21 protein-coding genes and 1 tRNA gene are annotated in these 20176 nt (G+C 68.3%); 16 read left to right on the top strand and 6 right to left on the bottom strand.

All coding sequences use genetic code 11. The annotated features are described in order from the left end of the window. Window positions 1–44 precede the first annotated feature (44 nt). From JOF42_RS13070 to JOF42_RS13045, 6 genes are all read left to right on the top strand, one after another. Window positions 45–269 carry a hypothetical protein gene (locus tag JOF42_RS13070; protein ID WP_210098235.1) on the top strand — a complete coding sequence of 75 codons (225 nt, stop codon included), beginning with the start codon at window positions 45–47 and terminating at the stop codon, window positions 267–269. A gap of 6 nt (window positions 270–275) precedes the next feature. After that, on the top strand, window positions 276–878 hold the full coding sequence (gene nadD / locus JOF42_RS13065) for a nicotinate-nucleotide adenylyltransferase (RefSeq protein WP_210098234.1): 603 nt from the start codon (window positions 276–278) through the stop codon (window positions 876–878). Next, window positions 875–2179, top strand: coding sequence for a hypothetical protein (locus tag JOF42_RS13060; protein ID WP_210098233.1), 1305 nt, complete (start codon window positions 875–877; stop codon window positions 2177–2179). The genes nadD and JOF42_RS13060 overlap by 4 nt, the downstream gene beginning before the upstream one ends. A gap of 5 nt (window positions 2180–2184) precedes the next feature. Continuing rightward, window positions 2185–2565, top strand: a complete 381-nt coding sequence (gene rsfS, locus JOF42_RS13055; protein WP_210098232.1) for a ribosome silencing factor — start codon at window positions 2185–2187, stop codon at window positions 2563–2565. 1 nt (window position 2566) lies between these two features. Then, on the top strand, window positions 2567–3259 hold the full coding sequence (locus JOF42_RS13050) for an SDR family oxidoreductase (protein ID WP_210098231.1): 693 nt from the start codon (window positions 2567–2569) through the stop codon (window positions 3257–3259). 101 nt (window positions 3260–3360) lie between these two features. Then, window positions 3361–3642, top strand: a complete 282-nt coding sequence (locus JOF42_RS13045; protein WP_210098230.1) for a hypothetical protein — start codon at window positions 3361–3363, stop codon at window positions 3640–3642. A gap of 48 nt (window positions 3643–3690) precedes the next feature. On the opposite strand, the gene JOF42_RS13040 is transcribed toward JOF42_RS13045, so the two are convergent. Further along, a complete protein-coding gene (locus tag JOF42_RS13040) occupies window positions 3691–3870 on the bottom strand; it encodes a hypothetical protein (protein WP_210098229.1) in 180 nt (59 codons plus the stop codon). 362 nt (window positions 3871–4232) lie between these two features. Between JOF42_RS13040 and JOF42_RS13035 the strand changes: the two genes are divergently transcribed. After that, entirely contained in the window at window positions 4233–6389 is a 2157-nt protein-coding gene (locus tag JOF42_RS13035) for a hypothetical protein (protein WP_210098228.1), read from the top strand. A gap of 37 nt (window positions 6390–6426) precedes the next feature. Here the strand turns inward: JOF42_RS13035 and JOF42_RS13030 are convergent, their stop codons facing one another. Continuing rightward, the gene (locus JOF42_RS13030; protein WP_210098227.1) at window positions 6427–7560 is read right to left on the bottom strand and encodes an AI-2E family transporter; all 1134 of its coding nucleotides are present in this window, start codon (window positions 7558–7560) and stop codon (window positions 6427–6429) included. 293 nt (window positions 7561–7853) lie between these two features. Between JOF42_RS13030 and JOF42_RS13025 the strand changes: the two genes are divergently transcribed. After that, window positions 7854–8237: a hypothetical protein gene (locus JOF42_RS13025; RefSeq protein ID WP_210098226.1), complete on the top strand. Its 384-nt coding sequence runs from the start codon at window positions 7854–7856 to the stop codon at window positions 8235–8237. Between the two features lie 65 nt (window positions 8238–8302). Here the strand turns inward: JOF42_RS13025 and JOF42_RS13020 are convergent. Further along, window positions 8303–8375: transfer RNA gene (locus JOF42_RS13020), tRNA-Ala, on the bottom strand. Window positions 8376–8513: 138 nt separating this feature from the next. On the opposite strand from JOF42_RS13020, the gene JOF42_RS13015 reads away from it, so the two are divergent. The 5 genes from JOF42_RS13015 to JOF42_RS12995 are packed head-to-tail and all read left to right on the top strand — an operon-like array spanning window position 8514 to window position 12846. Continuing rightward, the gene (locus JOF42_RS13015) at window positions 8514–9584 is read left to right on the top strand and encodes an NAD(P)-binding domain-containing protein (RefSeq protein ID WP_210098225.1); all 1071 of its coding nucleotides are present in this window, start codon (window positions 8514–8516) and stop codon (window positions 9582–9584) included. A gap of 53 nt (window positions 9585–9637) precedes the next feature. After that, on the top strand, window positions 9638–10429 hold the full coding sequence (locus JOF42_RS13010; protein ID WP_210098224.1) for a hypothetical protein: 792 nt from the start codon (window positions 9638–9640) through the stop codon (window positions 10427–10429). Beyond that, on the top strand, window positions 10426–10953 hold the full coding sequence (locus tag JOF42_RS13005; RefSeq protein ID WP_210098223.1) for a hypothetical protein: 528 nt from the start codon (window positions 10426–10428) through the stop codon (window positions 10951–10953). The genes JOF42_RS13010 and JOF42_RS13005 overlap by 4 nt, the downstream gene beginning before the upstream one ends. A gap of 44 nt (window positions 10954–10997) precedes the next feature. Further along, window positions 10998–11654 carry an SDR family oxidoreductase gene (locus tag JOF42_RS13000; protein ID WP_210098222.1) on the top strand — a complete coding sequence of 219 codons (657 nt, stop codon included), beginning with the start codon at window positions 10998–11000 and terminating at the stop codon, window positions 11652–11654. A 4-nt stretch (window positions 11655–11658) separates the two neighbouring features. Then, window positions 11659–12846 carry a glycoside hydrolase family 3 N-terminal domain-containing protein gene (locus JOF42_RS12995; protein WP_307803605.1) on the top strand — a complete coding sequence of 396 codons (1188 nt, stop codon included), beginning with the start codon at window positions 11659–11661 and terminating at the stop codon, window positions 12844–12846. A gap of 4 nt (window positions 12847–12850) precedes the next feature. On the opposite strand, the gene JOF42_RS12990 is transcribed toward JOF42_RS12995, so the two are convergent. Genes JOF42_RS12990 through JOF42_RS12980 form a run of 3 tightly spaced genes read right to left on the bottom strand, consistent with a single transcriptional unit; the run spans window position 12851 to window position 15429 of the window. Further along, a complete protein-coding gene (locus tag JOF42_RS12990; protein ID WP_210098221.1) occupies window positions 12851–13726 on the bottom strand; it encodes a 3-methyladenine DNA glycosylase in 876 nt (291 codons plus the stop codon). A gap of 1 nt (window position 13727) precedes the next feature. Then, a complete protein-coding gene (locus JOF42_RS12985) occupies window positions 13728–14753 on the bottom strand; it encodes an App1 family protein phosphatidate phosphatase (RefSeq protein WP_210098220.1) in 1026 nt (341 codons plus the stop codon). A gap of 4 nt (window positions 14754–14757) precedes the next feature. Beyond that, window positions 14758–15429, bottom strand: a complete 672-nt coding sequence (locus JOF42_RS12980; protein ID WP_210098219.1) for a DedA family protein — start codon at window positions 15427–15429, stop codon at window positions 14758–14760. A gap of 41 nt (window positions 15430–15470) precedes the next feature. On the opposite strand from JOF42_RS12980, the gene JOF42_RS12975 reads away from it, so the two are divergent. The 3 genes from JOF42_RS12975 to JOF42_RS12965 all read left to right on the top strand — a co-directional run bounded on the left by JOF42_RS12975 (window position 15471) and on the right by JOF42_RS12965 (window position 20128). Further along, window positions 15471–16793: an anthranilate synthase component I family protein gene (locus tag JOF42_RS12975; protein ID WP_210098218.1), complete on the top strand. Its 1323-nt coding sequence runs from the start codon at window positions 15471–15473 to the stop codon at window positions 16791–16793. A 32-nt stretch (window positions 16794–16825) separates the two neighbouring features. After that, window positions 16826–19402: a leucine--tRNA ligase gene (leuS, locus tag JOF42_RS12970; RefSeq protein WP_245341249.1), complete on the top strand. Its 2577-nt coding sequence runs from the start codon at window positions 16826–16828 to the stop codon at window positions 19400–19402. 120 nt (window positions 19403–19522) lie between these two features. Continuing rightward, the gene (locus JOF42_RS12965) at window positions 19523–20128 is read left to right on the top strand and encodes a ComEA family DNA-binding protein (RefSeq protein ID WP_210098216.1); all 606 of its coding nucleotides are present in this window, start codon (window positions 19523–19525) and stop codon (window positions 20126–20128) included. Window positions 20129–20176: the final 48 nt, after the last annotated feature.

Raw genomic sequence — 20176 nt, 5'->3', positions numbered from 1 at the left:
GGCTCCCTGCGAGTCATGCCCGCCAGCCACGAAACGGAGTCAGGATGAACCTCGTCGCACAGATCGCGATGGCCGCTGCCGAAACCGAGCATCACGGCAATGTCCAGCTCGAGACGCTGATCTTCGGCGTGATCGCGATCATCGTGTTCGCATTCCTCGGCCTGGTCACGCTGTCGTACAAGAACGTCGCCAACCGCCACTCCGCCAAGGCCGATGCCTGGGCGGCGAAGCACGGCAAGGACGGCCACGAGGCAGGGCACGGCCACTAGGCCCCTATGGACGACACGACCTCGCGTCCCCCGCGCATCGGTGTGATGGGCGGCACCTTCGACCCCATCCACCATGGGCACCTGGTCGCCGCCAGCGAGGTCGCTCACTCCTTCGACCTCGACGAGGTCGTCTTCGTCCCCACCGGACGTCCGTGGCAGAAGCCCGAGGTCACGCCCAGCGAACACCGGTATCTCATGACCGTGATCGCGACCGCGTCCAACCCCCAGTTCACCGTCAGCAGGGTCGACATCGACCGCGAAGGCCCGACGTACACGATCGACACGCTTCGTGATCTGAAGGAGAAGCGTCCGGATGCCGAGCTCTTCTTCATCACCGGAGCCGACGCCGTAGCGCAAATTCTCAGTTGGAGGGACCATGATGAACTGTGGGAGTTGGCCCACTTCGTCGCGGTCTCGCGCCCAGGACACGTTCTGAGCACCGACGGCCTCCCGAGCGACAACGTCAGCCAGCTGGAGGTGCCGGCGCTGTCCATCTCGTCGACGGCCTGCCGTGTGCGTGTCCGTGACGATGAGCCGGTCTGGTACCTCGTCCCCGACGGAGTCGTTCAATACATCGCGAAGCATCATCTGTATCGGAGCAAGGCATGAGTACATCGGATCGGCAGGATCAGGGTCCGCTGACGCGAAAGCAGCTGCGTGAGATCCGGCTGACCGGTTCCACGCCGGTCATCACCCCGGAGGAGGCGGCTGCTGCCGCCGTCGCGGCACCGCCCGCGCCCCCGCTGCCGAGTGCGGTCGACGAGGCGAGTACGGTCGAGGAGGCCGAGCAGGTCGAGTCCGCACCCGCACCGGCTGCCCCGTCCTCTGAGGCGGAGCCGGAAGACGAGTCCGGTGCCGTACCCCTCACTCGCCGACAGGTCCGTGAGCGCGAACTCGCCAAGACAGGATCCGTCGCGATCGATGGCGGAGAGCACGACGACAGCTCAGCGGACGAAGACGCTCCGTTCGCTGAGAAGACGGGTGAGGGTGCTCCGTCCGACGACGCGCCCGTCGAAGCCGCCGCTTCCGCAGACCCGGTGCTGGACACTCCCGCGCTCGTCACTGCGATTCCCTCCTTCACGCCGCCCGTCCCGTCCGACGATGCCGATGATGATGTCGACGACGAGATCGCGCACGCTCCGGTGAGCGCCGCGACGGGTGTCGAGACCACGGGCGACATTCCCCTCGCATCTGCTCCTCTCGACGACGATGGCGTTCCTGCATCCGAGGGTCCCGCCGAGTCCGAGCCCGCGGTCGATGCGGACTCCGATGAGGACCCTGCGGCCTCGGTCGCGGAGCTCGGCATCGAAGTCGACGCTGTCGAAGACCGCGACGAGATCGACCCCGACGATGTCCTCGCCGACGTCGATGCCTCCGACGACGACGACCTCTCTGCGGAGACGAACCCCACGGTGAACCCCGCGTTCGGACAGGGGCTGCTCAGCGATGCGGCCGACGCGACGAAGCCCTTCACTCCGTCGTTCGACGAGTTGCTGACGGTCGGGGATTCGACCGGTTCGCAGCACCTCGCTCCGAGCACCCTGATCTTCAATCCGTCTCCCGGAGACGGGTCGCTGTCGGGCCCCGTCGCTTCGACGGGTGAGATCCTCGTGACCGGCTCGTACGAGCTGCCCAAGGGGCTCGGTTCACAGGGCCACGCCCACGGTACGACCGACGGCAAGGACGTCGACGCCGTGCTCATCGACGGCGAGCTGCCTGCGGCATCGTCGCCGACCCCGATCGCCGCCAGCTCGGCCGTCAGCACCATCAAGCCCGCGGGCGAGGTCATCCGCCCGCCCGCCCCCGAAAAGGGCAACAAGCTCATGCTCATCCTCGCGATCGTGGCGGGTGGTCTTGCGCTCGCACTGGGCGTCGCCCTGATCGTGGCCTTCACCGGAAATGTGTTCTGAATCTGATGCAGTCACCTGAAAACGCCGTAGAGATGCTGCAGCTCGCAGCAGACGCAGCCGTCTCGAAGGGCGGTGAGGATCTCGTCGCGCTGAACGTGTCGGAGCCCCTGCCGCTCGTCGACATCTTCCTCCTCATCACCGGAAACAGCGAGCGCAACGTCGCCGCCATCGCCGATGAGATCGAAGACAAGCTGATCGAAGCCGGGCACAAGCGTGTGCGCCGCGAGGGACGCGCGGAGGCCCGCTGGGTGCTCCTCGACTTCGGCGACCTGATCGTGCACGTCTTCCACCAGGAGGAGCGGGTCTACTACGGACTCGAGCGCCTGTGGAAGGACTGCCCCGTGGTCCCGTTCGAGCTCGCCGACTCCGCCGCAGACCGCGGCTGACATGAGTGTCCACCTGATCACCGGTGCCGGATCCGGCATCGGCGCGGTACTCGCGCGTCGCCTGCTCGACCGGGGTGATCAGGTCGTGGTCCTCGCGCGCGATGCGGGCCGGGCCAAGGAGATCACGGCCTCGCTGCCCGGTTCGTCGGCGATCGTCGGCGACCTCGCCCAGCCGGGACGTCTCTCGTGGGCGCTGTCCAAGCAGACGGCACTTCCCGAGCGCATCGATTCACTCGTGCACGCTGCGGGCGTCGTCGATCTCGGCTCGGTGGCCGACCTGCCGGCCAACCTGTGGGAACGCCAGCTCGCGGTGAACCTCGTGGGTCCTGCCGAACTCACTCGGCTGCTGCTGCCCGTGCTGCGTGTCTCGCGGGGCCGGGTGGTGTTCGTGAACTCGGGTGCCGGTCTGCACGCGCACGCGGGCTGGTCGGCCTACGCGGCATCCAAGCACGGTCTCAAGGCGCTCGCGGACTCGCTGCGCGCCGAGGAGGCCGAGCACGGCGTGCGGGTCACCTCGATCTATCCGGGGCGCACGGCGACTCCCATGCAGGAGCGCGTGCATCAGCAGGAAGGGCGGGAGTACGACCCTGCGCGCTTCATCTCGCCGGATTCGGTCGTGACCACCATCCTGACCGCGCTGGATCTGCCCGATGATGCCGCTCTCACCGACCTGACGATCCGCCCGACCGGCTGACCCCCAGGCCGACTCCGCCTTCCGACCCTGTCAAGGGGGTATCCGCCAGAGCGTCCGCGATGGATGATCTGCTGGGGAGAGAAGTCTTGGAGGGCTGTTGAATGTCTGGAGATCCAGAGCCTGGTTACGTACTGCGACCGATCACTGCCTCGGATTGGGTGATCAACGACCAGCGGTACGACGCCGATGATCCACGGCATGTCGTGGCCTGCGTCTACGACGCGGACGGCGGGGTCGAGGTCGTGTGGCTTCGTGACCTCCAGCTCGAGACGCGCTACCAGACGGCGTCGGAGGTGCTTGCGGCAGTCGCACAGGCCAAGGATCCGAGCAGGGCGACGAGGCCCATCGTCATCCCCTCGCGTCCTCCGTTGCTCGCGAACTGAGCCGATCGTGCGGCGGAGCCGCTGTCGTGGACTCCGCCGCACGAACGGTCAGACGGCGTCGTCTTCTGCGGGGCGTTCCGCAGCCAGACGGTCGGCCTCCGCCCCGTCGATCTGATCGGCGTCGACGTCCGTGTCGAGGACGGATTCGCCGTCGACCTCGCGCTCGGGAACGCCTGTGGGATCACCGTCGTCAGGCAGAGGGATCAGCGGTGGGGTCGGTGTGGACATGATGGACTCCTCTCGTGTCATCGTGGCGGCAGATTATTGGTGCTGTCCGCCGGCCGGGAGTGGGTTGACCGCTGCACCTCGGCAGAGTAGCGGTGAGGATCGGCGTCAGCGATGCGCACGCGTTCGAACGACGATGCAGCGAAGCCGCGTGCGACGGCGGGCCTCCTGGACTCGGCCACCACCCCAAATCTGGATGACTCGTCGCGGCGCTCGTCAGCGCGCTGCCGCGCGAACCCCTCGTGTGGGGACTTCTCTCCATCGCAGCGCGCGTGCGCACTCGGTAGGGTTTCGATGGCGTGCCGATCGGGTGACCGGCGCGGACGAACGGGGGAGATGTGCACGCTTCGGTGACGGCTCGAAAGATGTACGGACCGCCGAGGGCCATCGCTCTCGCGTTCGGGAGGCCCGAGCCGACGATCGCCTACGCGACACCACTCGTGATCGTCTGGATCGTCGCCGCGTCGGTCCTGATGACGGTGCTCTCCGGCGATCTGGCGATCGTCAACAGCGAGGTGGTCCCGCTCCGAGCAGGCCCCGGTGTCACGATCGGTGTCGCGATCCTGGCCCTCGCGGTGGCGGTCGCCCACGGTTTCGGCATCACCGCCGCGACGCTCGCCATCATCGCGGCATCCGATGGGCGGCCGATGACCGTCCGCGAGGCATGGCGTGGGGCGTTGCGGCGCCCGGCAAGCGTGACGCTCGCCGGGGTGGTCCCTCTCGTCCTCGCGGCGATCGTTCTGGTCGTGACGTCCTTGGCGGCGATCCTGCCGGTCATCGGTATCGCGGCGGGCATCGTCCTGCTCATCGTCGGGATCGTCCTCGCTCCGCTGCTGCTCGCCTGGCCGATGCTGGTGACACGCAGGAAGACGCTTCCCTCGGCACTCGCATGGGGATGGCGATCGCCTCGCATCTTCCTCGGTCAGTTGGCCGAGCCGCTCGGCAATCCGCGGCTCGCGATCGTCGTCACGATCGTCCTCACCGGTGCTGTCACGCTCGCGGTGAGCTGGCTGGCCGGCCTGCTTCCCTCGGGGTGGTGGACACCATTCGTCGGCGTCGTGCTCGCGCTGGTGCCGGCATCGCTCGTTCAGCTGCTTCTGGCCGCCGTGGCGGTGCGTGGCGCCGCCCTCCGCGTCGACGAGCCGCTCCTGGCTGCGACGGACGACGTCGAGGTCGCTCCTCTCGAGCGCCGTCGGGGCGCCCTCATCGGTGTCGCAGTGCTCGCCGTGCCCGCGGTCGTGGCTGCTCTGCTCGTTGCCGTGAACCCGTGGCACGTTCCGGCGTACGCCGCTGCCGATGTGCATCGCGTGTGGACCTCGTCTCAGATCGTGCCGTGGCAGGACGGAACCGTCGTGCTGTCCCGGCTGGGTGGCGAGGACTCCTTCGCGAGGGTGTGCGCCGGTAGCGGCTGCGGATCGGAGCACGAGATGCTTTCGATCCTCCCGACGGCCATCGCTCCTGCTGCAGACGGCGGGGTGCTCTCGGCTTCCTGGTATCCGATCGAAGGTGCCGACGACGGATCGGGAACCTTCGAGCTGCGCGTGACGCACAGCTCCCCGGAGTCGCTGGCGACCTGGTCTGAGCCGCTGGGAGAAGACGCGACCGACACCGAGAGATTCGATGCCTGGTCGGGATTCCCCGGGGACGAGCGCGTGCTCGGGGCGCTCGACTCGAGTTTCCGACCCGCGACGTCGGTCTTCGACCGAAGCAACCAGAGCCTGATGGCCGTGGCGATCGATTCGAGCGGAGACGTCCCGGTGATCGCCTCGATAGTGCGACCGTCGGACTCTCGCACGGCGACCCTCGCCCTCGACTTCTGCACGGATGCCGACTGCACGGCGAGCGAGCGCACGACGCAGACGGTGCAGTGGGCCTCATGGAGCACCAACTCCACGACACTCGACGTCGTCTCGACCGACGACGGCGGTGCGGCCGTCGTGACTCTCACCGATCGGGGTGAGGACGACGAAGACATCCCTCTCCGGGTGATGACCGCCACTGCCGGTGGCGACTGGACGACAGAGGTGCTCGACGCTGACGTCGCCGGCGAGGCTGTCACGGACCTCGACCAGACACACGGAGCGCAGATTGCGATCGGTGCCGACGGGCTGCCCATGGTGCTGTTCCGTGCCGTCGACCACTCGACGCTGCGGCTCTTCTCCTGTGCGGACGCATCGTGCTCGACGGCAGGGGTCACCGACATCCCCGCTGACACCGACCTGCTGCACACGCCCGCTCTGGCGATCGACTCGACCGGGCGTCCGCTCATCGGAACGATCGACAGCGCGGTGAATGTCGCCCTGATCTCGTGCGGTGACGCGGCGTGCGAATCCCGCACGAGCGCGCCCGTGCTGGCTGCCGCGCCGACCGACGGCGGCTTCTCCGACGCTCTCGCCCTCGCGGTCGACGACGATGATCGTCCGCTCATCGCGGTCGGTCTGCGACGTGCGGGTTCGGAGGCGAAGGCCACCGACAGCGGGACGATCGTGGCCTGCACCGCCGCACGTTGCGGCGTCGAGTAGTCGGACGGCGGCGTCAGAACGCTTCAGGAGAAGCGCCTCAGACCTCTTCGGGGCGCTTCTTGCGGAAGGGGCGGGCTGGCGTGTGCGGACCGTCCCAGACCGTGATGATCCCCCAGGCGACGGCGGCGATCGGCACCGAGAGCACGGCCCCCACGATGCCGCCGAGGATCGTGCCCGTGGTCAGCGCGAGCAGGATGACGAGGGCGTGGAGTTTGAGCGACCGCGCCATCACGACGGGCTGCAAGAAGTTGCCCTCGAGCTGGTTCACGAGCACCACGATTCCGACGACGATGAGGGCGGCGACCGGACCATGCGTGACCAGTGCCACGAGGGCGGCGAGGATTCCGGCAGCCGTCGCCCCCACGAGGGGGATGAACGCCGTCAGGAAGACGATGACGGCGAGGGGGAGGGCCAAGGGGATCTGCAGGATCGCGAGACCGACGCCGATGCCGATGGCGTCCGCCGCGGCGACGATGGACGTTCCGCGGATGTACCCGCCGAACACGTCGACCGTCTTGTCACCGATGCGGCGCGCCCGCTCGTAGTTCGTGCCGGTGAAGGGGCGCAGCAGGAACTCCCAGATGCGGGGTCCGTCCTTCAGGAAGAAGAAGAGCACCACGATCATCAGGGCGAGGCCCGTGAAGAAGCTCGCGGTGGCGGAGACTCCTGCGAGAGCTCCACGGCCGAAGGAAGCGCTGGTGAGGAAGTCTCCGGCACTCGCCCACACGTCATCGAGATCGATCGCGTCGATGTCGAACGGCAGGGTGTTGAGCCAGGCCGTGACCTGGGTGATTCCGTCGGTGGCGGAGTCGACGAGGTCATCCCACTGCGAACGGACCGTGAGGACGATCACCCAGACGATGCCGCCGAGGATGGCGAGGATGCCGATGAGGGAGATCCACGTCGCGAGGATCGACGGAACGCCCCGGCGCCGCATGAAGGAGACGAGCGGATGGATCGCCGACGCGAGGATCAGGGCGATCGTCACCGGGATGAACACCAGCGACAGCTGTGTGATCCCCAGGACGGCGACGGCCACGAGGGCCAGCACCGCGAGCGTCTGCAGGCTTCGGGTCGCGGCGAGACCGAGCCCCCGTGACCAGAGACCGGGATCGCGGGGTGACGCGCCGGCGTCGGCAAAGGGCTCCGGTCGTCGAAATAGTCCCAGCACGCGTGATCTCCCGCTCTTCAGGATCGCTCTTCCAGCGATCGATGGCGTCGTCTGTCTACCGGGCCCGCCAGAGGAAGACAAGCCCCTGGCGAACGGCCACGGACTCAGTCTGCGGGATGCGGCGAACCGCGCCGCGAGCGACGCCGCTGTATGGCGCAACTCAAGGGTTCTTTGCGTGCCGACGCGGGATCGTATCGGCCCGTCGCGTAACAGAAACCGCGTTCGCGAGTCTCTTAGGTAAAGGCGGGACGGCGCGGTCGTGCGGGTATCGCCGGATGAGAGGAGCGCTGCCGATGGGTGCGCTGACACGGACGCGTCTGCGTCACCGGTTCCGGGCGGAGAACATGATGCAGGCGGCGGTCCTGGACTTCGCCGTGGTCGGCTTGCCGACTGGCCCTCTCGTCGCTCGAATCGAGGTGGGGGCGCAAGGGACCTTAACCGCGCACCTCGATGTCGCCGGTCGGACGCTGCGCGTGTGCGCCGAGCAGCATCACCGGCTGGCCGTCGCTGTCGCGTCGTTCCTCCAGGAGGGGGAGTTCCTGCGCGGCAACAGTTGGCCATCGATTCCCGGACTCGGTCTGCTGCGCCCGATGGTGCAGGGCGACCGCGCAGTGTGGGCGCTTCCCGACGGTTCCGTCCTGTGCGAGATCGGCAACCTCTTCGAGCCGACCCCATAGTCGGTCGCGGACGCGGGAGTGCGGCAGAAAACAAGAAAACCCGCGATCTCTCGCGGGTTTCATTGTGGACCTGAGGGGATTCGAACCCCTGACCCCCTGCATGCCATGCAGGTGCGCTACCAACTGCGCCACAGGCCCAGAACTGCTTCCTCACTGCTCGAAGCAACTTGAATAGAGTACTACACGGACCGCGGGCAACACCAATCGGGCCGGGGCTCCCGGGCGCGTCGTCGCGCGCTCAGGAACAACCACAGGTCCGAAGGCGTTGACATCACCGTGAGCATCCTGGACAGCGTCGTGATCGGCGCCGGTCAGGCCGGTCTGTCGGCCTCGTACCATCTGACCCGTCTCGGCATCTCCCACGTGGTCCTCGATTCCGACGCCGCAGCCGGGGGAGCGTGGCGGCACCGGTGGGACGCGCTCACCATGCGCGATGTGCACGGCGTGGCCGAACTTCCGGATGACACGCCTCCTCCGCGCGACGGGCAGCGAGCCAATATGGCCGTTCCGGCATACTTCGCGGCCTACGAGAAGGCGCACAGACTCCCGGTCGTCCGCCCTGTGCGGGTCGATCGAGTGGAGGACGATGACGGCATCCTCGTGGTGCACGCGGGAGACCGCCAGTGGCGGGCACGCACCCTCGTGAACGCGACCGGCACCTGGACGCATCCGTTTCTCCCGCACTACCCGGGGATGGAGACGTTCGTCGGCGAGCAGCTGCACACGGTCGACTACCCGGGGCCGGAGCACTTCCTCGGCAAGAGGGTGCTCGTCGTCGGTGGGGGAGCCTCGGCCGTGCAGTTCCTCGGAGCACTCACCCCGCTCACGGACACGATCTGGGCGACCCGCACAGAGCCTGTGTGGCGGAACGACGACTTCACGCCCGAAGCGGGAGCCGCGGCGGTCGCTCTCGTCGAGCAGCGGGTGGCGCGGGGTCTTCCTCCGCAGAGCGTCGTGAGCGTGACGGGGCTGATGCTGCGTCCGCAGGAGCGCGAGGCCGAGCGGCTGGGGGCCTACGCCGCACGGCGGCCCATGTTCGCGCGCATCGAGCCCGACGGCGTCTGCTGGGTGGACGGGTCTTTCGAACGCGTCGACGTGATCCTGTGGGCGACCGGGTTCCGCCCTGCGATCGCCCATCTCGCGCCGCTGCACCTGCGCAGCGCGGCCGGCGGCATCCAGCTCGACCGCAACGGCCGCGGGACGACCGCGGTGCAGGATCCTCGCATCCAGCTCGTCGGCTACGGTCCCTCGGCGAGCACGATCGGCGCCAACAGAGCGGGGCGATCGGCGGCGAAGGGCGTGCAGCGGGCGCTATCCGTGGCACCCGTTCCGCGTCCCGTGAGCTGACAGATTCCGCATTCCTTCACGGCCAGGCGTTACAACGTCGCTACGCTGAGGGCATGATCCGCATCGTCGTCCTGGTCATCTGGCTGCTGCTGTCGGCGTGGCTCGTCATCTGGACCGGCGAGGGACTGTTCGGCATCGATCAGCGCGAGTCGATTCTGCCGTTCTCCGGGGAGGACACTCTGGGTGGGCCGATCTTCATCGGGGTCGCCTGGGGACTGATCCTGACCTTCGGCGGCACCATGTCGGGCCTCGGTCGCCGTAAGAAGGTCCGAGGTGAGTCGCAGATCGGCGTGGGGCGCATCGTCGAGATCTCCCGCACGGGCCTCTCGGTCAACGACGTGCCGCAGTACGACCTGTTCGTCCGGGTCACACCGAAAGCAGGGGAGGATTTCGTCGGCCAGCTGCGGATGCTGGTCGACCCCAGCGATCTCGCGTCGCTGCAGACCGGACAGCCGATCCCGGTGAGGTACAGCGTCACGGATCAGGACACGGTTGAGCTCGCGGACATCACCGACCCGACGGTTCGCGATGCCGTGCTGCAGTGGCGCATCGATCGGGGGTTGATCGATCCTCGACTCGTGAAGGCTCGTACGACCGGAACCCAGGTACCGGCGTCCGTGCTCGCCGTGCGCCCGACGGGGCGTCGTCTGGAGGGTCAGAGCGAACTCGAGCTCACCGTGCTCATGGCCCCGGAGGGCGCCTCGACGTGGGAGACCGACACGACGGTGTTCGCGTACCCCGAGGCGATCTCGCGATTCCAGGTCGGGGCGCCGATCTGGGCGTTCTACCGCCGGGAGGATCCTCAGACCGTGGCCGTCACGATCGAGAAGGAGACCGGACGATGAACGCCATCGACACCCTGATCTGGCTGATCGACTTCCCTGCCTCCCACGGGTACGCGATGGTGTTCATCGCGGGCTTCTCGATCCTCGGTCTGTTCGCGATGTCGATGTCGGGCGCAGCTCCCGGAGTCTCCCTGCGACGCGTCCGCGAACGCGAAGGGCTGCTGCCCGGCGACGTCACCACGCCCGGCCGGACAGTGGGCGCCATCCGACGCAACGTGTTCCGCATCCTCGCCGTCCTCATGGTGGCGAACCTCGTGATCGGCATCCTCAGCCTCATCGGCGTCCCGGTCACGCGCGCGTACATCCACGAGCACGGTCAGCCGACGACCGGCACCGTCGACGGCGACTGGGTGACGTTCACGACGTCGAGCGGCGTCGAGTACACGATCGAGAGCAACTTCTTCACGCCTGCCGTGTACCCCGATCGTGACGCCTATCTGCCGTACGGTGAGCCGGTCGTCGTCCGCTACCTCCCTGATCACCCGCAGGCCTTCGTGATCGACAGCTCGCCCGGCCCTCGCTGACCCGATCCCGAGCCGGCGTCGGTAGAGGCGCGTAGGGTGAAGACATGTCGCGAATCATCGTCTTCGGCGGCCACGGCCGCATCGCTCTGCTCCTCGCTCCTCTGCTCCTCGCCCGCGGTGATGAGGTCACGTCGGTCATCCGCAACCCGGATCACGTCGCCGAGGTCGAGAAGACCGGAGCCCGCGCGTTGGTCTCAGATGTCGAGACCCTCGGCACGGCCGAGCTCGCGGAGATCATCCGCGGGCACGACGCCGTGGTGTGGTCTGCAGGGGCCGGTGGCGGATCCGCGGAGCGCACCTATGCGGTCGATCGCGACGCCGCGATCCGCACGATGGATGCTGCGGTGGATGCGGGCACGAAACGCTACGTGATGGTGTCGTGGATCGGCTCGAAGGCCGATCACGGCGTGCCGGAGGATGCCGACTTCTTCCCCTACGCGGACGCGAAGTGGGCGGCCGACGAGCACCTTCGAGGTACCGAGCTCGACGGAACAATCCTCGGCCCTGGAACCCTCACCTTCGACGAGCCGACCGGCCGCATCGTCCTCGATCCTGAGGGCAAGGGCGAGGTCTCGCGCGCCGATGTCGCTGCGGTGATCGCAGAGACCCTCTCCGTCCCGTCGACCTTCGGCCGCACGATCCGGTTCGGAAACGGCGCGGACGACACCGCTGTGCCGATCGTCGACGCCCTCAGCGCCTGAGGCCGTGTTCCGGCGTCGTGCCTGGGCGGTCGCAGCGGCCGTGGTCGTAGGGCTATCCGCACTGAACGTCTCCGCGACGGCATCCGCTCACCAGACGGAGGGCGCGCCTGCGACGATCGCCGCCGCAGACCCGCCAGGTCCCCATGGTCGTGCCGAGGCACTGGTGGCGGAGATGACGACAGCCGAACAGGCGGCGAGCATCGTGATGGGGCACATCCCGACGACCGACACCACGGCCCTGAGCGCTTACATGGCGCAGGGGCTCGGCGGCTTCATCCTGATGGGGGCGAACATCCCGGCGACGGACGCCGAACTCCTCGCACTCACCGCGTCTCTGACGGTCGACGCCGAGATTCCTCCGCTCATCGCGATCGACCAGGAGGGTGGCATCGTCTCTCGCCTCCCGGGTGACACCTACGCGGCCTCGACGACGTTGAAGAGCCGACCGGTGGCCGACACGTCGGCGGCGTTCTCCGCCAGGGCAGCACTGGTCGCGAAGATGGGCATCGGCGTCGACTTCGGCACGGTTGCCGATGTGACGGCCGATCCCGCGTCCTTCATCTACGGCAGGGCCCTGGGCACCGATCCGACGTCATCGGCGGATCGGGTCGAGGCCGCCACGATCGCGCAGGAGCAGGTCGTCGCGTCGACGCTCAAGCACTTTCCGGGGCACGGTGCCGCCCCCGGTGACTCGCACCATGCGATCCCGACGACAGACGAGACGCTCGAGGAGTGGCGGGCGAGCGATGCGGTGCCGTTCGTCGCCGGAATCGATGTGGGAGCCTCGCTGCTGATGTTCGGTCATCTGGCCTACACAGCGGTCGACTCCGCGCCGGCATCGCTCTCGGCCCGCTGGCACGAGATCGCCCGCGAGGAGCTGGGATTCGACGGAGTGATCGTCACCGACGACCTCGGGATGCTGCAGTCCTCGGGGCTTCCGGAGTACTCCGACCCGGTGGTGAATGCCGTCACCGCGGTCGTCGCCGGGAGCGACCTCGTGCTCATGATCGCCGGGTCGACTGCGGACACCGCGTCAGAGATCGTCGCGGGGATCACCGCGGCCGTCGACGCCGGCACGCTCCCCGCCGAGCGACTCGCCGACGCCGCCACGAGGGTCATGTCCCTGCGTCTGCAGTCCACCGCGTCGAGCGCCCAGTGGTCGCTGTGTGCGGAGTGTGAGCCGGCCGGCTGACGTCTCAGGCGCTGAGGGACACGGAGCGCGCGGACCCGAGCCACGCCTGCAGCAGTTCGCCGCGAAGACGGGTGCCGCGGTCGGCGAAGACGCGCTGCTGACTCACGTACTCGGCTTTGCCCTCGGCCGTCTCGATCGGCACAGGGACGACGTCCCATGCGGAGAGGTCATAGGGCGCTGCCTGCATGTCGAGCAGTCGGATGTCGCGGGCGAGCTCGAAAGCGTCGAGCAGCAGTTCGCCGGGTACGAGGGGGCCGAGCTTCAGTGCCCACTTGTACAGGTCCATGCCGGCGTGCAGGCAGCCGGGCTGCTCGAACAGGGACTGATCGTCGCGTGTCAGCTCGGTGCGGTTGCGGGGCACGGCCTCAGGGGTGAAGAAGCGGAAGGCGTCGAAGTGCGTGCAGCGGAGGTCATGGTTCTCGACCACCGCGTCGGTCCCGGCCTGTCCGAGGCGGAGGGGGACGGGATGCCGGTGCTCGTCGGCGTGATAGACCATGGCCCACTCGTGCAGGCCGAAGCACCCGAACTGCCCCGGGCGTGAGGCGGTGCGACGCAGCATCCGTTCGATGAGCGCAGCGAGCTCCGACTTCTCACCGGCGAATGTCGCGGCGTCGGGGACGGCGCTGTGCTCGCTCGACCCGGGTGAGTACCAGCGCCAGCTCAGCCGCTCGGGGGCCTCCTCGAGCTCCACGCCCGCACCGGGATGCCACCGACGCAGCTGGGCAGGCTTGTAGCTGTAGTAGGTGAAGAGGAAGTCCCAGACGGGGTGCTTCTCGCGTCGGGACGCCCTCTCCCGGTGTGCGGCGGTGAGGGCATCCGCTCGTTCCTGGTGCGCGCGCTCGCGCTCCAGCCAGACGCGCCGGGAGAGGGATGCGGTCATGTCAGCGGAGGATGCCGGCTTCGCCGAGGAGATCGCGCAGGCCCGCGCCGTCTTCGGCGCTCACCCAGGGGGCGACGTCTTCGGAGTGCGGCTCGTGACCCGCGCGTCCACCGGCGAGCACGGCCTCTGCGGGCAGAAGGCGACGGATCGCGACACCGGCCACGGAGCCGGGGTGCTCGTCCATGAACTCCGAGTAGATCGATTCGTCGTGCTGGCCGTCGTCTCCGATGAGCAGCCACTTGACGTGCGGGAACTCCGTCGCCAGGCGACGCAGGTTGGTGAGCTTGTGCTCGCGTCCGCTGCGGAACCAGCGGTCGTGCGTGGGACCCCAGTCGGTGAGGAGCATGGAACCTGCGGGGAACAGATGGCGCCCGAGGAAGCGTCGAAGTGTCGGCGCGACGTTCCAGGCCCCCGTCGACAGGTAGATCATCGGCGCACCGGGGTACTCCCGCAGGACCTGGTCGAGAAGCACGGCCATGCCGGGGACGGGGATGCGTGCATGCTCGTCGACGACGAAGGAATTCCAGGCGGCGATGAACGGCCGGGGAAGAGCCGTTACCATGACCGTGTCGTCGACGTCGGAGACGACGCCGAAATGAGTCGACTCGGCGACGATGAACGCCGTGGCCTCGACCGGAGGCTGTCCTTCGACGGAGAACGTGAACGTCTGCCACCCCGGCTCGAGCTCCACGTGCACGACGGAATCGATCACACCGCCGCGGTCGGCGACGACATGGTGCACCGAATCGCCGATCTGCACGGCGACCTTCGCGAAGCTCACGGGGATCCCGACGAAGCTCCGCCAGCCGCGCACACTCGCCGGCTCTCCGTCCTTCGTGCTGCGCTGGGGCGGAACGATCAGCACTCGCCCGACGACGCGCACCCATCCGGGTCCGCCGTAACCGGGGAACGGGAGGATGGTCGCGGTGCGACCGCGACGGCGCGCTCGTCCCTCACGCCACACGTGGAGGCGGTGTTCGAGACGCGCGAACCAGTGGATCCGCGGCGCCGGGGGTGACGAAGCCATTGCTTCAGTCTTTCACGTCGGTCGAGTCCTTCGCGTCGGAGATGTCGAGGTGACGAGCCTCGAGCCGCGAGATGACCTTCTTGATGACGAAGACCGCGATCAGGAACAGGGCGATGATGCCGACGAAGAGGTACCCCGCGTAGTGCACCTTGTCGGCGAGCTCGTCGAAGCTGCCGGCGGCGAGCGAGGTGATGCTCACGTAGGCGGTGGCCCAGAGCAGACAGGCGGGAGCCGTCCAGGCGAGGAAGCGGCGGTAGGAGTAATGGCTCATCCCGACCGTGAGGGGGACCAGCGAGTGCAGCACGGGGAGGAAGCGCGAGAGGAAGATGGCGATACCGCCCCGGCGGGCGAGATACCGTTCCGCACGCACCCAGTTCTCTTCGCCGACTCGACGCCCGACCCAGGACGCGCGGATGTGGGGGCCGATCCAGCGGCCCAGCCAGAAGCCGATGCTCTCGCCGATCAGCGCACCCACCACGACGGCGATGACCATCGCCACCGCCTGCGGCACGCTCGTGATGCCGATCGACGCGACGAGGACGACCGTGTCACCCGGGAACACCAGGCCGATCAGGACGCTGGTCTCCAGCAACACCGCGAGCCCGGCCACGAGAGTCCGAGCGACCGGGTCGATCGACCGCATGAAGTCGATCAGCCACGGCACCAAGTCGTCCACCCCTTGAGAATACGGCAGGCACCGCCGCCTAGGCTGAGAACGTGCCCGAACGCCTGAGCACCCGCGTCCTGGAGGACGGGGTGAACCCTGCAGCGCTCTTCCTCGCGCTCGAGCGCGAGGAACCCGACGTCTTCTGGCTCGACGCCGGTGCCTCCGCGGCCGAGGGCTGGAGCTTCATCGGTACGGGAGAGCCCGCCACGTTCCCCGCTCACGTCAGGCTGGATGCATCGGCGATGCGGGTCGACCCCTCACAGCCTCCGCTGCGGGATGGCTGGGTGGGGTGGTACGACTACGAGACGGGCGCCCGCGCCGCAGGTGCCCCGGTGTCCGAGTCGGAAGAGCCTGGCGGTGGGGCATGGCTGCGCACCACCCGCTTCGCCGCCGTAGACCACACGACGGGGCGTGTCTGGGTAGCGGCACCGGAGGCCGACCTGGACGCGTGGGCTGTCTTCGTGGCGGACAGGGGATCTGCCGACATCGGCGAAGCGCCCGCGCTCGCCGCAGAGCCGAGCCGTGCCGCGGCCCGCCACACGCCCGACGACTACGGGGCCCTCATCGAACGGTGTCGTGACCTGATCAGAGCGGGGATCGCCTACCAGCTGTGTCTGACCACCCGCTTCACGGTTCCGGGGGAGCACGATCCCGTGTCGGTCTACCGTCGGCTGCGATCCGCCACCCCCGCCCATCACGGAGGCTTCGTACGGATCGGTGGCCGTTCCCTCCTCAGCGCGAGCCCTGAGCAGTTCCTCCACGCCGAAGGCGGAGTCATCCGCACCCGCCCCATCAAGGGAACGCGCCCGCGCAGCCAGGACCCGGTGCAGGATGCCGCGCTCGCCGCAGAGCTCGCGACCGACGTCAAGGAACGCGCCGAGAACGTCATGATCGTCGACCTCATGCGCAACGACCTGTCGCAGGTGTGCGAACCGGGGTCGATCCGCGTCGACGCCCTGTGGGCGGTCGAGAGCTATCCGGCGGTGCACCAGCTCGTCAGCACGGTGAGCGGTGAAGCCGCCGTCGGCACCACTGCCGGCGCGCTCTTCGACGCATCCTTCCCCGCCGGGAGTATGACCGGCGCCCCGAAGCTGTCGGCGATGACGCGACTGCACGAGCTGGAGGGTGGGCCCCGCGGGGTCTATGCCGGATGCTTCGGATACATCGGCGACGACGGCTCGCTCGACCTGGCGATGGTCATCCGCAGCATCGTCATCGACCACGAGCGCGCAGTGGTCGGAGCGGGTGGGGGCATCACATGGCGCTCCGTCGCGGCATCCGAGGTCGCCGAGGTCGCGACCAAAGCGCGGGCGCCCCTTGCAGCGCTCGGTGCGGAAATGCCTGCGGCCTGGGCTTCCGATATCCTGAACTGATCCCCTTTCCCTTCAGATTGGTCGTGCGTTCGTTGTCTGAGAACCTGTCCACCTCTCCCGTCGACGAGGAGACCTCCTCGGCGCACGCTATCCAGGCCAAGTGGCAGAAGTACTGGGCGGAGAACGAGACGTTCCTCACCGGCGGCGACGACGACACGCGGCCCCGCCGCTACGTGCTGGCGATGTTCCCGTACCCCTCGGGTGACCTGCACATGGGACACGCCGAGAACTACCTCTATTCCGACATCGTGGCTCGCTTCTGGCGTCACCGAGGGCACAACGTGCTCAACCCGATCGGCTGGGACTCGTTCGGTCTGCCGGCCGAGAACGCGGCCATCCGCCAGGGAGCCGACCCGCGTGAGTGGACCTACCAGAACATCGCCCAGCAGAAGCGGGCGTTCCAGAACTACGGCGTCTCGTTCGACTGGTCGCGCGTGCTGCACACGTCCGACCCGGAGTACTACCGCTGGAACCAGTGGCTGTTCCTGAAGCTGCACGAGCGCGGCCTGGCGTATCGCAAGAAGAGCGCTGTCAACTGGTGCCCGAACGACCAGACGGTGCTCGCGAACGAGCAGGTCGTCGACGGACGCTGCGATCGCTGCGGTGCCGAGGTCGTGAAGAAGAAGCTGACCCAGTGGTACTTCAAGATCACGGACTACGCCGACCGACTGCTCGACGACCTGAACCAGCTTGAGGGCTTCTGGCCGCACAAGGTGCTGCAGATGCAGCGCAACTGGATCGGCCGTTCGATCGGCGCCGACGTCGACTTCCGCATCGAGGGTCGCGACGAGCCGGTCACCGTGTTCTCGACCCGTCCGGACACGCTGCACGGCGCGACGTTCTTCGTCGTCGCACCCGACTCCGACCTGGCGAGCGAGCTCGCCGCGGATGCTCCTGCTGAGGTGCGCGAGCGCTTCGCAAAGTACCTGGGTGACGTGCAGAAGACGACCGACGTCGACCGTCAGGCGACCGATCGTCCGAAGACCGGTGTCTTCCTGGAGCGATACGCGATCAACCCCGTCAACGGCGAGAAGCTGCCGGTGTGGGCTGCGGATTACGTGCTGGCGGACTACGGTCACGGTGCGGTCATGGCCGTGCCAGCGCACGACCAGCGCGACCTCGACTTCGCCCGTGCCTTCGATCTGCCGGTCAAGGTCGTCGTCGACACGACGGCGCCGGTCACCGGCGCGATGCCGGTCATCGAGGTCGATGACGAGGGCGTGCCGATCGACACGGGTGCCGCTCTCGACGAGCAGAACCCCGCATCCACCGGCATCGCTCTGACGGGTGAGGGCCGGATGATCAACTCCGGACCCCTGAACGGTCTGTCCAAGCGCAACGCGATCGCCCGTGCGATCGAGCAGCTCGAAGCGTCGGGAACGGGTCGTGCGGCGAAGAACTATCGCCTCCGCGACTGGCTGATCTCGCGCCAGCGCTTCTGGGGCACGCCCATCCCGATGCTGCACGCCGAGGACGGCCGGATCATCCCGGTGCCCGAGGATCAGCTGCCGGTGAAGCTGCCCAGCGTCGAGGGACTCGACCTGAAGCCCAAGGGCTCGTCGCCTCTGGGCGCGGCCGAGAGCTGGGTGCGCACGGTCGACGCCGCGAGCGGCGACCCCGTGCTGCGTGACCCCGACACCATGGACACGTTCGTGGACAGCTCGTGGTATTTCCTGCGCTTCCTCTCGCCGAACAGCGACACGGTGGCGTTCGATCCGGCTCAGGCAGCCCGCTGGTCGCCCGTCGACTCGTACATCGGTGGGGTCGAGCACGCGATCCTGCACCTGCTCTACGCGCGCTTCATCACCAAGGTCCTCTTCGACATGGGCCTGATCGACTTCACCGAGCCGTTCTCGAACCTGATCAACCAGGGTATGGTGCTGCTCGACGGCGCGAAGATGTCGAAGAGCAAGGGCAACCTCGTGCTCTTCGAAGAGGAGCTCGACGCGTACGGCGCCGACGCGCTGCGCGTGGGCCTCGCCTTCGCCGGCCCGGTGGAAGACGACAAGGACTGGGCGGACGTCTCGACGACCGGTGCCCAGAAGTTCCTCGCCCGAGCCCTCCGCATCGCGAACGAGGTCTCCTCGCCCGTCGACGTGGTGTTCGCCGGCGGTGACGCCGCGCTGCGCCGCGCTACGCACAAGCTGCTCGCCGATGCGCCCGCGCTGGTCGAGCAGACGAAGTTCAACGTGCTCGTCGCCCGTCTGATGGAGCTGGTGAACGTCACCCGCAAGACCATCGACGGCGCGGCAGGCGCAGCGGACCCGGCGGTCCGTGAGGCCGCTGAGACGATCGCCGTGATGCTCGACCTGATCGCACCGCACACGGCGGAGGAGATCTGGGAGATCCTCGGCCACGAGCCGTCCGTCGGCCTCGTCACCTGGCGCTCGGCTGACCCGGCACTCCTCGTCGAGGACACGGTGACGGCCGTCGTGCAGGTGGGCGGCAAGGTCCGCGCCCAGCTCGAGGTGCCCGCGCGCATCGGTGAGGCCGAGCTCGAGGCGCTGGCACGCGCCGACGAGCGCGTCATCCGCTCGATCGGCGACCGCGAGATCATCAAGGTGGTCGTGCGCGCCCCCAAGATCGTCAGCATCGTCGTCAAGGGCTGACCGCCCGCGTCGTCGACGAACGACGCACCGGCTCTGCACATCCGGCCGCCCTGCGGGGGTTCTCCCCGCCGGGCGGCCGGACGCATGAGGGGCGTGCGATCGCTCGCCTAGCGTGGCGGGATGCCCGATTCTCCGCCTCCGCCGACGTCTTCGCCGCGCCGGTTACGGCTGAGCATCGGAGCGGCGATCGTTCTGGCGCTGGTCGTGCTGTCGGCGGCCGTCGGACTCGGGCTGATGAGAGGACAGGCGGCGCCGACCGAATCGGTGCCGCTGGCGACGGATGCTTCGGCTGACGGCGGGGGCACCACGGGCGAGCTCTACGTGCATGTGCTCGGTGCTGTCGAGCATCCAGGCCTCTACGTCCTCGACCTCGATGCGCGACTCGTCGATGCGGTGGCGGCCGCCGGTGGTACCACCGACGACGCAGACCTCGCCGCGATCAACCTCGCGCGCGTGCTCGAGGACGGCGAACAGATCATCGTGCCGACCGTCGGGGCGGCGGCGGACGGCCCGGGGGCTGTGGCGCCTTCGGACGACCGTATCGACCTGAATGCGGCGGACCAGGCCGCACTCGAGACGCTGCCGCGCATCGGTCCTGCGCTTGCGGAGCGGATCATCGCCTGGCGCGACGAGAACGGACGATTCCAGTCCGTCGACGACCTGCTGGCCGTCCCGGGGATAGGGGAGAAGCTGCTCGCCGGCATCCGCGACGGTGTGCGGGTGTGAGGCGCGACCTGCGGGGCCCTGTCCAGGCGTCTTCGCGAGCGGGGCGTC

It is taken from the genome of Microbacterium phyllosphaerae (assembly GCF_017876435.1).
GTDB classification, from domain to species: Bacteria; Actinomycetota; Actinomycetes; order Actinomycetales; family Microbacteriaceae; genus Microbacterium; species Microbacterium phyllosphaerae.
Note: the sequence above shows the minus strand (reverse complement) of the source record. Positions and strands in the feature narration are given on the sequence as shown.

Bases quoted from the DNA above. Each gene is read 5' to 3' on its own strand.
- JOF42_RS13070 (WP_210098235.1), top strand. From the start codon at position 45: ATGAACCTCGTCGCACAGATCGCGATGGCCGCTGCCGAAACCGAGCAT.
- nadD (WP_210098234.1), top strand. From the start codon at position 276: ATGGACGACACGACCTCGCGTCCCCCGCGCATCGGTGTGATGGGCGGC.
- JOF42_RS13060 (WP_210098233.1), top strand. From the start codon at position 875: ATGAGTACATCGGATCGGCAGGATCAGGGTCCGCTGACGCGAAAGCAG.
- rsfS (WP_210098232.1), top strand. From the start codon at position 2,185: ATGCAGTCACCTGAAAACGCCGTAGAGATGCTGCAGCTCGCAGCAGAC.
- JOF42_RS13050 (WP_210098231.1), top strand. From the start codon at position 2,567: ATGAGTGTCCACCTGATCACCGGTGCCGGATCCGGCATCGGCGCGGTA.
- JOF42_RS13045 (WP_210098230.1), top strand. From the start codon at position 3,361: ATGTCTGGAGATCCAGAGCCTGGTTACGTACTGCGACCGATCACTGCC.
- JOF42_RS13040 (WP_210098229.1), bottom strand. From the start codon at position 3,870: ATGTCCACACCGACCCCACCGCTGATCCCTCTGCCTGACGACGGTGAT.
- JOF42_RS13035 (WP_210098228.1), top strand. From the start codon at position 4,233: ATGTACGGACCGCCGAGGGCCATCGCTCTCGCGTTCGGGAGGCCCGAG.
- JOF42_RS13025 (WP_210098226.1), top strand. From the start codon at position 7,854: ATGGGTGCGCTGACACGGACGCGTCTGCGTCACCGGTTCCGGGCGGAG.
- JOF42_RS13010 (WP_210098224.1), top strand. From the start codon at position 9,638: ATGATCCGCATCGTCGTCCTGGTCATCTGGCTGCTGCTGTCGGCGTGG.
- JOF42_RS13005 (WP_210098223.1), top strand. From the start codon at position 10,426: ATGAACGCCATCGACACCCTGATCTGGCTGATCGACTTCCCTGCCTCC.
- JOF42_RS13000 (WP_210098222.1), top strand. From the start codon at position 10,998: ATGTCGCGAATCATCGTCTTCGGCGGCCACGGCCGCATCGCTCTGCTC.
- JOF42_RS12990 (WP_210098221.1), bottom strand. From the start codon at position 13,726: ATGACCGCATCCCTCTCCCGGCGCGTCTGGCTGGAGCGCGAGCGCGCG.
- JOF42_RS12985 (WP_210098220.1), bottom strand. From the start codon at position 14,753: ATGGCTTCGTCACCCCCGGCGCCGCGGATCCACTGGTTCGCGCGTCTC.
- JOF42_RS12965 (WP_210098216.1), top strand. From the start codon at position 19,523: ATGCCCGATTCTCCGCCTCCGCCGACGTCTTCGCCGCGCCGGTTACGG.